Genomic DNA, 12,347 nt, shown 5'->3' with positions numbered 1-12,347 from the left:
TTGAGAGGGGTGAGCCCCACCTTCGACGAGTTCGTCGCGCAGCGACTCGACCCGTTGCTGCGGTACGCGACCGTCCTGACCTGCGACGCGCACCTGGCGCAGGACATCGTGCAGGAGTCGCTGCTGCGCGCGCAGCAACGCTGGCCGCGCATCGCCGCGACCGGCCAGCCCGCCGCGTACGTGAAGCGGATGGTGACCAACGAGTACCTCTCGTGGCGCCGCCGCCGGGCCAGGACCGACGTCTCGTTGTCGCACGCCGAGTGGGAGGCGCTGGGCCACAGCGACGATCCCGCCGATGACTACGACGCGCGGGACACGATGCTGGCCGAAATCGCGGCACTCCCGGCGAAACAACGCGCGGCCGTGGTCCTCCGCTACTACGAGGACTACTCCGACGCCGAGATCGCGGCCCTGCTCGGGTGCCGGGAAGGCACCGTGCGCAGCCACATCTCGCGGGCGCTCACCAGGTTGCGGGCCATCGAACTGGAAGCGGAGCAGGCATGACCGAGGAGCTGATCAAAGCCGCACTGGCGAAACAGGCCGAACGCGTGCCGCACGGCGGCCCGATCCTGCACGCACTGGCCGGTGAGCGGCGGTCTCCGCGGAAGTCGCTGGTGGTGAGCCTGATCGCGGCCCTCGTGGCGGTGCTCGCCGTGGGCGCGACCTCCTTGCTGGCGCCCTCACCGCCCCCGGTGCCGGTGGCCGGATTCGCGCAACGGGAGCTGCCCGGCCTGCCGATGCGGTACGACGTGGGCTGGCTGCCGGACGGGTACGTCGAAACCAGCCGGAGTTCCGCTTACGACTACATCCAGATCCGGACGTGGGGGTCGGGCGAGTCCCGCATCTCCCTGTTCGTGCAGGCGACCCCCGGACCGGACGGGCTGCCCGTGTGGACCGACGACATCACCGCGGCACCGGAGCCGCAGAGGACGAGCGTGCACGGCAGGCCCGGCGCTTTCGAGGCGACCGACGATCCCGAGCGGGCCTCGCTGGCCTGGCTGCCGGCGCCGAAGGTCCGGTTGAGCCTGCAGTTCCACGAGGTGGCCGAGCCGAGGGGCATCGCACTGCGAATCGCCGAGTCGGTGCACGAGTCCGCGGATGTGCTCACCCCCCAGTTCGACCTCGGCCTGCCGCCCGAACGGGTGGAGGTTTCGGTGGAGGGCAGTTCACCGTCGGCCGCGGTGACCAGGGCGTCCGACTGGAACACGTCGGGAAGCTGGAAGGAGTTCGACGCCGCGGTCGCCCCGGCTCCGGCGGATCTCCCCGGCGGGTACGAGGTGATGGTGCGCGGCATCCGAGGCAAGTTCGTCCCGTTCCAGCCGAAGACCGGCGCGGCGCTGAGCGTGCCGCTCGGGGACGGGCGCTGGGTGGTGCTGCGGACGCCGCCGGCCGAGTACGGGGTCCGGGGGCCGGGCTGGGAGTCCGCGCTGGTCGAGGTCGCTGAGAAGATCGTGCTCAATTCGGCGACTGATTTCTCGTGGGTGGGTACGCGTTGACGGTGGTGCGTTCGCTGGTCCTGTTCGTGCTGGCCGCGTTGGCCGAGATCGGCGGGGCGTGGCTGGTGTGGCAGGGCGTCCGGGAGCAGCGCGGCTGGCTGTGGGTGCTCGGTGGCGTGGTGGCGCTCGGGGCGTACGGCTTCGTCGCCACCCTGCAGCCGGACGCGCACTTCGGCCGGATCCTCGCCGCGTACGGGGGCATCTTCGTGGCCGGTTCGCTGCTGTGGGGCGTGGTGCTGGACGGTTACCGGCCGGACCGGTACGACCTGATCGGCGTGGCCGTCTGCCTGGTGGGGGTCGCGGTGATCATGTACGCGCCGCGCTCGTGAGTTCCCGTTCCTCCAAGCCGGGGCCGTGACAATGGGAGCATGCCTACCTAGGAAGACGCTGTCGCGCTGGCGAAGCGGCTGCCGGAAGTCGAAGAGTCCACTTCGTACCGCACGCCGGCGCTGAAGGTGGCGGGCAAGTCGTTCGCCCGCCTGCGCACCGAGGCGGAAGGCGGCTTGGTGCTGATGTGCGGGCTGGACGAGAAGGAGGCGCTGCTCGCCTCGGGCGATCCGGCGTTCTACACGACGCCGCACTACGACGGCTACGGCGCGATCCTGGTGGACCTGGCGAAGGTCGACGGGGAGCAGTTGGCGGAGTTGATCGAAGAGGCGTGGCGGACGAAGGCCCCGGCGCGACTGCGGTGATATTCGGTTGGGGGTGCGGCGTGGTGATCGCCATACTCGGCCGCATGGAGTTCGACAGCTTCGATTCGCGCGGCTACCGCACGGTCGACGTGCGCACCGGTTATGGCGAGTGGGTCAGCACGTACGAGGACACGGTCCAGGACGAAATGGACATCGCCGTGCTCGACGAACTGACCGTGCCACAGTGGTCGCGCACGACCAGGGCACTGGACCTGGGCTGCGGCACCGGTCGCACCGGCGCCTGGCTCCGCCGCCACGGCGTGCCCGCGATCGACGGCATCGACCTCACCCCGGAAATGCTCGCCGCCGCCCGCGCGCGAGGTGCACACGACACCCTCCTGGAAGGCGATGTCACCGACACCGGCCTGCCGGACGACACGTACGACCTGCTCATCGCCTCCCTGATCGACGAGCACCTGCCGGACCTCGCGCCGCTGTACCGCGAAGCCTTCCGCGTCGCCGCGCCGAACGCGCACTTCGCCCTGGTGGGCCTGCACCCGCACTTCATCATGGCGTCAGGCATGCCCACCCACTTCACCACCGCGGCGGGCGAGTCCATCGCCATCTCCACCACCGTGCACCTCATCAGCGACCACCTCACCGCGGCGCTGACCGCCGGTTGGCGCCTGGCCGAACTACGAGAAGCCGTGGTAGACGACCGATGGATCACCCTGAAACCGAAGTGGTCGAAGTACCGCCACCACCCGGTATCCGCCGCCTACGTCTTCCACAAGGAGAAGTGAGGCTTGAGCACGACAACACTCTGACTGGCTCACTGCACCGCCGGGAATGACGGCAGCCAGTCCTGCAGTGTGGTCTTGAGCTTCTCCTTGGTCTCGTCTTTGAGGTGTTGCCCCATGGGGTCGACGCAGTATTGGATCACTGCCTTGTGCCGGTCGGGCTGCTTGCACATGAGGATGGCGAGGACGCGAAGGGTGACAACTAGGGCCTTGCCCTTGGCCGTCAGGCCGAAAAGGATGAGCTTCTGCAGGTAAGTCCAGACGTACTTGACAGCAAGCTTGACGATCACGTCTTCGACGTGCGGGCGCTTCTCGTTCGGCCGGGATTTGATGACCACGTCCGCGACGTGATCCGGGATCTTGTCGACCATGGTCACGGCCTGGTCCAAGGTGTGGGCCAAGTGCGCCAGTATGTCGCACCAGAAGTGATCGGCCATGGCGCGCCGGGTTTTATCGGATATTTTCCTGCCCAGCTCATTCTCGATCTTGCCTATGATGCCGGCGGTCACGCTGGGTTTGTTGTCACTGGGTCCGACGCCGTTGAACATCACCTTGGTCAGCGAGTCGATCTGCTCCAGTATGTTGTCTTGCTGCTCGGGTAGATTGGCGGCGCCGGGGTCTTGACCCCCTTCGGCTTTGGTCTTCTGTGTATCTTCACTGCCGGTGGCAAGATCGGGTGTTGATTCGGGAGTCACGGGATTTCTTGCGGATCGACGGAGCCCGCCGATCAAGTCGGCTTTGAGTAATCTGGTGGCAGCGTTCTTGAGTGATCTTACTGCCAGGTTCGTAGAAGTCTTCAGTCTTTTGCTGGCGACTACTTTCCAGTTATCCTCAACGGCCTTTCGCAAGTCGTCATATCGCTTCGGGCTCGCATCCTTTGCGATTTCGAGTGCGCCTTGCCATCCGTGTCTCGTGCCTGCGCACCATGTGCACCTGCAGGTCTCGCTGGTCGCATCCTCGCAATTTTTGTAGTGAACCGTGCGCAAATCTGCCTCCCCGGATCTGGCAATATGCGTAGCTCAACAGTTGCAACCGGGCTGTCGTATTCACTACCGCCGATCCAGCGGTTGTCTCGTGGTTACTTTTATCGGGTTCTGGATAACTCACATGGCGGCGCTGTGTGGCATTCGAGGCTGCTCGAGAAGGTGAGTTCGACGTTCTGTGGCACGTCGGTGGCTGCCGCTCCCCGGATGGCTGCTGGCATCCGAGGAACCTGCGAGAGAGAGCGGGTGGGCGAGGCCGGGGAACGGGACATGGAAAGCAATAAGCCCTGGTTCGCCGGGAACGCGAACCAGGGCTTATGCCGGTGGAGCGGATGACGGGAATCGAACCCGCGTATTCAGCTTGGGAAGCTGATGTTCTACCATTGAACTACATCCGCAGTACTCGACCGAGCATACACGGTGTCCATCCCCGCCTTGCTCCGGCCTCCTTGAACCTACCGGGTTGACGTGGCACCCGGCAAGTGACAACACTTGTTGTCCAGAGGTGGTGAGGTTGCGTGGACGAGCCTGAGTTGTTCCGCCAGGGTGGGTTCCGGCTGGCGGCGCGGTTTTCCGGGGGCGACATCCGGGGTGACGAACAGCAGGTCCGCCGGTTGCGTGAGTTCGCGCAGGCCGAGGATCCCGCTGCCGACGCGGTGGTGGCGATGATGCGCGAGAACCCCGCGGGACGCGCGTTGTTCGAGCGGGCGCTCAAGGACGGCATCGACAGCATCGAGGAACCACCGGACGAGCTGCGTCGGTTCTTCCGGGCCGTCGAGGCGACGCCGTTGTGGGTGGATCGGGCCAGCGTCGAGCGTGGGGCGCGGGCGATCGTGCGCACCGGGCTGCTGGGCCTCTTCCCGCTGGGCGACATGGCCCTGATGGGCGGCTACCTCGCATCGCGGGCCACGAAGTCGCTGGTGGGCACCGGCGCCATCGAGCACAAGGCGACAAAACGACTGGTCGAGACGGCGACCTGGTGGATCGAAGTCACCAATCCCGGCGCGCTCGAGCCCGGGGCCGAGGGGTACGCCGCCGCGTTGCGGGTGCGGATCGTGCACGCGCACGTCCGCGCGGCCATGAACCGGCGGCCCGACTGGGACTACGACAAGTGGGACCGGCCGGTCAACCAGGTCCAGACCACCGGCACGCTGCTCCTGTTCTCCCTCGTCTTCGTCTTCGGCACCCAGCTGCTCGGCATCCGCTACACCGCCCGCGAGCGCGCCGACATCCTGCACCTCTGGCGCTACGCCGGCTGGCTCATGGGTGTCGACGAGGAACTGCTGCCCGCCGGTGAGCGCGACGCCTGGCGCCTGCTCTGGCTGCTCGCCGCCACCGAGTTCATCCCCGACGAAGACTCGAAGCGCCTGGCCAGGGCGCTGCTCAAGTCGCACGAAGAGATCGGCCACGGCCGCGGGGCCCTCGGCAAGGTCCTCTCGCACGTCTCGGTCCGCGTGCACTCCTCGATCAGCAGGCTCGTGCTCGGCAAGGCCAACGCCGACTTCCTCGAACTGCCCGACGACCGCGTCGCGCAGGGGGCGATCGTGGCCGCGGCCGGGGCGATCTTCGCGGCCGAGACGGTCCGCCGCACGGTGCCCGGGCTCACCGCGCTCCAGGAGCGCATCGGCCTGGCCGAGCGCCGCGCCTACGTCGCCCACCTCGCGAAACTCTTCGACATCGACGCGACCTACGCACAGCACATGCGGAGCGCGGCCTGACCCCGGCTAACCTGGGCCCGTGCTGCTCAGTGACCGAGACCTCCGCAAAGACGTCGAATCCGGACGGCTCGGCGTCGACCCGTTCGATCCGGCGATGCTGCAACCGTCCAGCATCGACGTCCGGCTCGACCGCTTCTTCCGGGTCTTCAACAACACCAAGTACACCCACATCGACCCCCGCCTCCAGCAGGACGAGCTGACCTCGCTGGTGGAGAAGGAGGGCGACGAGGCGTTCGTGCTGCACCCCGGCGAGTTCGTGCTCGGCTCCACCTACGAGAGCTTCACCCTGCCCGACGACCTCGCCGGACGCCTCGAGGGCAAGTCCTCGCTCGGCAGGCTCGGCCTCCTCACCCACTCCACGGCCGGCTTCATCGACCCCGGCTTCTCCGGCCACATCACCCTCGAACTGTCCAATGTGGCCAATCTGCCGATCACGCTGTGGCCGGGGATGAAGATCGGCCAGATGTGCTTGTTCATGCTGCACAGCCCGGCCGAGCACCCCTACGGTTCGGCGCAGGCCGGTTCCCGGTACCAGGGCCAGCGCGGGCCCACGCCGAGCCGGGCTTACCAGAACTTTCACCTGATCGACACCAAACGCTGACCTGGCGCGGAAAGCACTGCGAATCGTGTAACGAAATCCCCCGATCCGGCGAATAGTCGGCAGTATCCACTGGCTCCGATGGGGGTTTCGTGCGCAAGGCCGGGCTGGTCCGTATGGGCATGGCGATCGTGTTGGCCCTCGGCGGCCCGGCGGTTTTCGCGGTCACCCCCGCGTCCGCCGCCGACCAACCGGGTATCGAGCTGACCAAGGAGGTCACCGGCGGGCCGTTCCGCACCGGCGACCAGGTGACCTTCCAGCTCACCGTGCGCAACACCGGGGACGTGCCGCTCGCGCGCGTCACGGTGACCGACCCGCGCACCCCCGAGTGCTCGCAGAGCCGCGCCGAGCCGCTGGAGCCGGGCGGGGTCTGGGGTTACGGCTGCTTCGCCGCCGCGCCCGCGCAGGACTTCACCAACGAGGCGACGGTCACCGCGCGCCCGCCGGCCGGTCGCCGCGCGGAGGCGGCGGCCAGTGCGGCGGTGGACGTCATCCACCCGAAGCTCGACCTGCGGATCAGCGGTCCGAAGCTGGCGCGCCAGGGCGAGTCCGCGGCCTTCTCGGTCACCGTGCGCAACACCGGTGACTCGCCGCTGCGGGACGTCAACGTGGCCGATCCGAACTGCGGCAAGAAGCTCGGCAAGCTCGACGCCGGTGCGACGCAGACCTACGAGTGCACGGTCAAGGCCACCGAGAGCATCGACAAGACGATCCGCGCGAACGGCACCGACGGCACGCACCGGCTCGTGCTCGCCTCGGCCGAGCAGCGGCTCCAGGTGATCAACCCGGGGCTGTCGCTGACGAAGAAGGCGCTGGACGGCCCGTACCGGGTGGGCGATTCCGTGGTGTTCCAGGTGGAGGTCGCCAACACCGGCGACGAGGACCTGGAGGACATCAAGGTCGCCGACACCCTGGCACCCGAGTGCGCGCGCACGATCAACTCGCTGCTCGCGGGCACCTCCGAGGGTTACCAGTGCGCGATGACCGCCACCGAGGACGCCGAGGTCAAGACCAGCGCGAGCACCCTCGCCGCCGACAAGAAGCCGCTGACCAGCGAGGCGAGCGCGTCGATCGACGTGATCCACCCGTCGCTGAAGTTCGACCACACCGTTTCGCCCGAGCAGGCTCACCCGGGTGACGAGGTGACGGTCACGCTGACCGTGACGAACACCGGCGACGTGCCGCTGACCGACGTCGCGGTGACCGACGACCGCGAGCCGTCCTGCGGCTTCACCGTCGAGTCGCTGGACCCCGAAGCGGTCGAGACCCGCACCTGCACCTTCGTCGCCGATCAGGACGTGACCAGCACGGCCGCGGTGAGCGCGGTCGACCCGCTCGGCGGCAAGCTGGAGGATGAGGCGGACTCCGGCGTCGACGTGCTCGGACCCGGGATCACGGCCAAGCTCATCGGGCCGGAGAAGCCGGTCAACCCCGGGCACAAGGCCGCGCTGGTCGTCGAGGTGACCAACACCGGTGACGCGGTGCTGACCGATGTCGCCGTCGAAGACCCGCTGACCGGCTGTGCCGCGACCATCGGCACGCTGGAGCCCGGCGGGAAGCACGAAGTGAACTGCGAGTTCACCATCGGCGAGCAGGACGTCGTCTACTTCGTCAAGGTCACCGGCTTCGACGCCCTCGCCAAGGAAGTCCGCTCGAAGGACGAGCTGATGCTGCGCTCGGCCAAGCCCGGCCTGGAGCTGACCAAGGACGCCGGTGCGGAGCAGGCGGCGCCCGGCGCCACCGTCACCTTCACGCTGACCGCGAAGAACACCGGCAACACCGTGCTCGCCCCCGTCCAGGTGACCGACCCGACGCTGGCCGCCTGCGACCGGTCGTTCGAGCGGCTCGGCGTCGGCGAGACGCGCACCTGGACGTGCACCACCCCGGCGCCGAAGAGCGGGCAGCTGAGCAACACCGCGAACGCGAAGGCGACGCCGGACACCGACCAGGGGACGGTCGCGCTGACCGACTCCGACACCGCGGTGGTGCAGGTCGGCGGCGGTGCGGCGAACCAGTCGGGTGGCAGCGGCACGCCGAAGCAGACGGCGGCGAAGTCGCTCGCGTCCACCGGTGTCGACGCGCTGCCGACCCTGGTCGCGGGCCTCGGCTTGCTGCTCGTGGGCGGCGCTCTGGTGCTGGTTTCACGACGTGGCCGAAACCACGTGAACTAACTACCCACTGCTTACGTAGGGTCCACATGATCATGCTTTAGTGGTAATTTCCGGGCTCGTGCCAGCCGTGAACCCGCGTAAGAAGTCACTTTCAGTGGTACTTGGTGTCCTGATGGGTGGTGCGCTTGCCGCCGGTGGTTACCTGACGCTGGATCGGTCCGCCGAGACCGACGCCCTCGCGGGCCAGCAGCGGGTCACCGAGGACCTGAGTGCGTTCCGGGCCGCGCAGCAGACGACGGCGAGCGCGCCGCCGGTCACCACGAGCACGGCACCGCCGCCCTCGTCGTCGACCGCGCCGCCCAGCAGCAGCGAAGCGGCGCCCGAAAGCAGCAGCAGCGCGCCCACTTCGTCGGCCAAGCCGAAGGAGACGCCCAAGGCCAAGCCGGTCGACGGCTCGCGCGGCGCCCAGGTGGTTGCGCTGGTGAACCAGGAGCGCGCGAAGGCGGGCTGCGGTGCCGTCGGGATCGACGACCGGCTGGTGAAGTCCGCGCAGGCGCACAGCGACGACATGTCGGCGCGGAACTACTTCTCGCACACCACGCCCGAGGGCGTCACCTTCGACCAGCGCATCAAGAAGGCGGGCTACCCGAAGCCGGGCGCGGAGAACATCGCGAAGGGCTCCACCACCGCCGAGCAGACGATGAACATGTGGATGAACTCCGAGGGGCACCGGCGGAACATCCTCAACTGCGACCTGACCAAGCTCGGCGTGGGCGTGGCCACCGGCGGCTGGTACTGGACCCAGAACTTCGGCTACTGAGGTCCGCGAACAGAAACGCCGGCGAGCTCGTGGCCGCCGGCGTTTCCTCTGTGCATTTGGTAAAGGGGTGTCCGTCCCTACCGGCTTCCGGACCGCAGATCCACCATGAGTCGCACCCCCTGCGGGCCGGTATCCGCCGGACACCGGTGATCTACTACCCCGGCACCCGGGCCGGGCAAACCTGCTGTGCGCCGAGTCACATTTCGCCGTGGCGCCCGGCACCGGAGGCGAATCGCCGAACGCCCGCCAAGGCGTCCGAGGACAGGGAAACGAGGCCGTGGCGCAGCTCGCCCGCCATGGCGTCTTCTTCGGACAGGCCCTCCTGCTCCAGCACGGACAGCCGGTCCTCGCGCAGGCAGGTCTGCGGGAAGGCGGCGATCTGCGCGGCCAGTCGTTCGGCCTCGGCCCGCGATCGCCCTGGCGGGACCAGCCGGTTCACCAGGCCCATCCGGTGCGCCTCGTCGGCGGGCACCCCGCGGCCGGTCAGGATGAGGTCCATCGCGTTGCTGGTGCCGATCAACCGCGGCAGCCGGACCGTGCCGCCGTCGATCAGCGGCACGCCCCACCGGCGGCAGAAGACGCCGAACACCGCGTCCTCCTCGGCCACCCGCAGATCGCACCAGATCGCCAGCTCCAGCCCACCGGCCACGGCGTGCCCGGCGATCGCGGCGACGACCGGCTTGCCCAGCCGCAGCCGGGTCGGGCCCATCGGGCCGTCGCCGTCCTCGGTGACCTGGTTGCCGTCCTCGGTCCCGATCGCCTTCAGGTCGGCGCCCGCGCAGAACGTGCCGCCCTCGCCCCACAGCACCGCCACGCGGGCGCCCGGATCGGCGTCGAAGGCGCGGAACGCCTCCGCCAGCGCGGCGGCGGTCGGCCCGTCGACCGCGTTCCGCTTCTCCGGCCGGGACAGGATGATCGTGGTGACCGGACCCGTCGACTCACTTCGCACGCTCACACTCGTGCCCGTTCGACGATGGCGTCCACATCGGTCCCGGCGGGCAGGGTGCCGAACGCGACGCCCCAGTCCCCGCCGAACCGGGACGCGCAGAAGGCGTCCGCGACCGCCGCCGGTGCGTGCCGCACCAGCAGTGAGCCCTGCAGCACCAGCGCGAGCGATTCGACGATGCGCCGCGCGCGGTATTCGATCTGCTCGAAATCGGCGAGTTCCTTGCGCACCGCGGCGATCGCATCGTCCAATCGGGAATCAGCGCCGGTGGCCAGTTCGACTTCGGTGAAGAACGCGTCGACCGAATCCGGCTGTTTGGCCATCGCGCGCAACGCGTCCAATGCGGCGACGTTCCCGGAACCCTCCCAAATGGACATCAACGGCGATTCGCGGAACAACCGCGGCATTCCCGATTCCTCGATGTAGCCATTGCCGCCGAGGCATTCCAGCGCCTCCGCGGCGTGCATCGGCGCCCGTTTGCAGACCCAGTACTTCGTCACCGCGAGCCCGAGGCGCCGGAACGCCGCTTCTTCGCTGCGATCGGTGGCTCCGGCCAGTCTCATCGCGACGGTCGTCGCGGCCTCGGCCTCCAGCGCCAGGTCGGCCAGCACGTTCGTCATCAGGGGCTGCTCCGCCAGCCGTTTGCCGAACGCGGTGCGGTGCCCGGCGTGGTGCACCGCCCGCACGACGCCGTACCGCATGCCCGAAGCGCTGCCCAGCACGCAGTCCAGCCGCGTCATGTTGACCATTTCGATGATGGTCTGGACCCCGCGGCCCTCCGCGCCGACCAGGAAGCCGACCGCGTCGTCGTACTCGATCTCGGCGGAGGCGTTGGACCGGTTGCCCAGCTTGTCCTTGAGCCGCTGCAGGTGGATGCGGTTGCGGGTGCCGTCGGGCAGCACGCGCGGCAGCAGGAAGCAGGAGAGCCCGCCGGGCGCCTGCGCCAGCGTCAGGAACAGGTCGGACATCGGCGCCGAGGTGAACCACTTGTGCCCGGTGAGCAGGTATCCGTCCTGGGTGGGCCGGGCGAGGGTGGTGTTCGCGCGGACGTCGGACCCGCCCTGCTTCTCGGTCATCGACATGCCCGCGATCAGCCCGCGCTTGCCACTGGGTTCCCGCAGGCCGAAGTCGTATTCGCGGTTGGCGAGCAGCGGCTCGTAGACCGCGGCGAGTTCCGGGTTGTGCCGCAGCGCGGGCACGGCCGCGTAGGTCATCGAGATCGGGCAGCTGTGCCCGGCTTCGACCTGGCCCCAGGTGTAGAACTTCGCCGCCCGCGCCACGTGCGTGCCCGCGCGGTCGTCCTGCCACGGTGTGCCGTGCAGCCCGTGGCTCACCGCGACGTCCATCAGGTCGTGCCAGTGCGGGTGGAACTCGACCTCGTCGATCCGGTGGCCGACGCGGTCGTGCGTGCGCAGCTTCGGCGGGTTTTCGTTGGCCAGCCTGCCCCATTCCTGCGCCTGCTCACCCCCGGCCAGCGCGCCGAGTTCGCGCAGCTCCGGCTCGGCCCACCCGGCGCCTTCGCGGTGCAGGCCGGCCAGCAGCGCCGGATCGTCGGCCACGTTGTAGCCGGTGAGCAGCGGAACCTGGTTGGTGACCTCGTGGGTGGCGGGCATCAATGTCCTCCTAGGGCGCGCTGGACGAAGGTGCGCAGGGCGGGCAGGGCGCTTTCGGCGTCGTTCTCGGTGAGGGGTCCGATCAGGACTTCGGCGGCCGCGCCGACCAGCGCCGCCGCGGTGACCTCGGCGTCCTGGTGCGGCAGCGCGCCGGCGCTGATCCCGTCGGTGATCCGGCGGGCGACGACGTCGCGGAACGCCCGGCGGAACACCAGGCGCTCGGCCTCGATCGGCGCGTCGACCGGCTCGGCGAGCAGGGCGTAGGCCAGTCGCGGGGCCTTGAGCGCCCGCGTGGCGAAGGTGTCGAACACCGCGAGGATCCGGTCGGCGTGCTCGCCCGGCTCGGCCGAGGCCGCCTCGACCGCGGCGACCTCGCGGGTCACCACCTCGCGGAACACCTCGACCACCAGCTCCGCCTTGCCGGGGAAGTGCCGGTAGACGCTGCCGGTGGCGACGCCTGCCCGGCTTGCCACGGCCGCCATCGAGCAGCCCGCGTAGCCGTGCTCGGCCAGCAGTTCGATTGCGGTGTCCAGGATCTTCGCGCGCTGGGAGTCCAGGCGTGCCTGGACCCGGGGCGTGCGGCGGTACGGCATGGAAGGATTGAACGCCGATTCATTCCTTCGCGCAAGG

At 68.9% G+C, this 12,347-nt stretch carries 13 protein-coding genes and 1 tRNA gene; 9 read left to right on the top strand and 5 right to left on the bottom strand.

Annotation, left to right across the window (positions count from 1 at the left end; translation table 11 throughout):
* Nucleotides 1–9: 9 nt before the first annotated feature.
* The 5 genes from L3Q67_RS10030 to L3Q67_RS10010 all read left to right on the top strand — a co-directional run bounded on the left by L3Q67_RS10030 (nt 10) and on the right by L3Q67_RS10010 (nt 2,931).
* A complete protein-coding gene (locus L3Q67_RS10030; protein WP_499189255.1) occupies nt 10–504 on the top strand; it encodes a SigE family RNA polymerase sigma factor in 495 nt (164 codons plus the stop codon).
* A complete protein-coding gene (locus tag L3Q67_RS10025; RefSeq protein ID WP_499189254.1) occupies nt 501–1,496 on the top strand; it encodes a hypothetical protein in 996 nt (331 codons plus the stop codon). Before L3Q67_RS10030 ends, L3Q67_RS10025 begins: the two co-directional genes overlap by 4 nt.
* Complete coding sequence (locus L3Q67_RS10020) at nt 1,493–1,825, top strand: YnfA family protein (protein ID WP_209663557.1); 333 nt, start codon at nt 1,493–1,495, stop codon at nt 1,823–1,825. Before L3Q67_RS10025 ends, L3Q67_RS10020 begins: the two co-directional genes overlap by 4 nt.
* 66 nt (nt 1,826–1,891) lie before the next feature.
* The gene (locus tag L3Q67_RS10015; RefSeq protein ID WP_499191484.1) at nt 1,892–2,188 is read left to right on the top strand and encodes an MmcQ/YjbR family DNA-binding protein; all 297 of its coding nucleotides are present in this window, start codon (nt 1,892–1,894) and stop codon (nt 2,186–2,188) included.
* Between the two features lie 44 nt (nt 2,189–2,232).
* A complete protein-coding gene (locus tag L3Q67_RS10010) occupies nt 2,233–2,931 on the top strand; it encodes a class I SAM-dependent DNA methyltransferase (protein ID WP_499189253.1) in 699 nt (232 codons plus the stop codon).
* Nucleotides 2,932–2,960: 29 nt separating this feature from the next.
* Here the strand turns inward: L3Q67_RS10010 and L3Q67_RS10005 are convergent, their stop codons facing one another.
* Together L3Q67_RS10005 and L3Q67_RS10000 are read right to left on the bottom strand one after the other, a co-directional pair.
* Complete coding sequence (locus tag L3Q67_RS10005; protein WP_499189252.1) at nt 2,961–3,623, bottom strand: hypothetical protein; 663 nt, start codon at nt 3,621–3,623, stop codon at nt 2,961–2,963.
* A 612-nt stretch (nt 3,624–4,235) separates the two neighbouring features.
* Nucleotides 4,236–4,309: transfer RNA gene (locus tag L3Q67_RS10000), tRNA-Gly, on the bottom strand.
* 120 nt (nt 4,310–4,429) lie between these two features.
* Here L3Q67_RS10000 and L3Q67_RS09995 point away from each other — a divergent pair.
* From L3Q67_RS09995 to L3Q67_RS09980, 4 genes are all read left to right on the top strand, one after another.
* Entirely contained in the window at nt 4,430–5,629 is a 1,200-nt protein-coding gene (locus L3Q67_RS09995; RefSeq protein ID WP_499189251.1) for an oxygenase MpaB family protein, read from the top strand.
* Nucleotides 5,630–5,648: 19 nt separating this feature from the next.
* Nucleotides 5,649–6,230, top strand: a complete 582-nt coding sequence (dcd, locus tag L3Q67_RS09990) for a dCTP deaminase (RefSeq protein WP_499189250.1) — start codon at nt 5,649–5,651, stop codon at nt 6,228–6,230.
* A 119-nt stretch (nt 6,231–6,349) separates the two neighbouring features.
* The gene (locus tag L3Q67_RS09985) at nt 6,350–8,398 is read left to right on the top strand and encodes a CLIPPER-2 domain-containing protein (protein WP_499189249.1); all 2,049 of its coding nucleotides are present in this window, start codon (nt 6,350–6,352) and stop codon (nt 8,396–8,398) included.
* Between the two features lie 112 nt (nt 8,399–8,510).
* A complete protein-coding gene (locus L3Q67_RS09980; protein ID WP_499189248.1) occupies nt 8,511–9,158 on the top strand; it encodes a CAP domain-containing protein in 648 nt (215 codons plus the stop codon).
* 196 nt (nt 9,159–9,354) lie between these two features.
* On the opposite strand, the gene L3Q67_RS09975 is transcribed toward L3Q67_RS09980, so the two are convergent.
* From L3Q67_RS09975 to L3Q67_RS09965, 3 genes are read right to left on the bottom strand one after another with little or no spacing between them, the layout of a single operon-like run.
* Complete coding sequence (locus L3Q67_RS09975) at nt 9,355–10,113, bottom strand: enoyl-CoA hydratase (protein WP_499189247.1); 759 nt, start codon at nt 10,111–10,113, stop codon at nt 9,355–9,357.
* Nucleotides 10,110–11,717, bottom strand: coding sequence for an acyl-CoA dehydrogenase family protein (locus L3Q67_RS09970; RefSeq protein WP_499189246.1), 1,608 nt, complete (start codon nt 11,715–11,717; stop codon nt 10,110–10,112). Before L3Q67_RS09970 ends, L3Q67_RS09975 begins: the two co-directional genes overlap by 4 nt.
* Nucleotides 11,717–12,310, bottom strand: coding sequence for a TetR/AcrR family transcriptional regulator (locus L3Q67_RS09965; protein ID WP_499189245.1), 594 nt, complete (start codon nt 12,308–12,310; stop codon nt 11,717–11,719). The genes L3Q67_RS09970 and L3Q67_RS09965 overlap by 1 nt, the downstream gene beginning before the upstream one ends.
* Between the last annotated feature and the right edge of the window lie 37 nt (nt 12,311–12,347).

Origin of the sequence: Saccharothrix sp. AJ9571, from assembly GCF_021725495.1 — a bacterium.
Lineage (GTDB): Bacteria > Actinomycetota > Actinomycetes > Mycobacteriales > Pseudonocardiaceae > Amycolatopsis > Amycolatopsis magusensis.
The sequence above is the reverse complement of the archived record's forward strand: the minus strand, read 5'-3'. Positions and strand labels throughout refer to the sequence as shown.

What these genes read in the sequence shown, in the direction of transcription:
- L3Q67_RS10025 (WP_499189254.1), top strand. Translation starts at nt 501, where the DNA reads ATGACCGAGGAGCTGATCAAAGCCGCACTGGCGAAACAGGCCGAACGC.
- L3Q67_RS10010 (WP_499189253.1), top strand. Translation starts at nt 2,233, where the DNA reads ATGGAGTTCGACAGCTTCGATTCGCGCGGCTACCGCACGGTCGACGTG.
- L3Q67_RS09985 (WP_499189249.1), top strand. Translation starts at nt 6,350, where the DNA reads ATGGCGATCGTGTTGGCCCTCGGCGGCCCGGCGGTTTTCGCGGTCACC.
- L3Q67_RS09980 (WP_499189248.1), top strand. Translation starts at nt 8,511, where the DNA reads ATGGGTGGTGCGCTTGCCGCCGGTGGTTACCTGACGCTGGATCGGTCC.
- L3Q67_RS09970 (WP_499189246.1), bottom strand. Translation starts at nt 11,717, where the DNA reads ATGCCCGCCACCCACGAGGTCACCAACCAGGTTCCGCTGCTCACCGGC.
- L3Q67_RS09965 (WP_499189245.1), bottom strand. Translation starts at nt 12,310, where the DNA reads ATGCCGTACCGCCGCACGCCCCGGGTCCAGGCACGCCTGGACTCCCAG.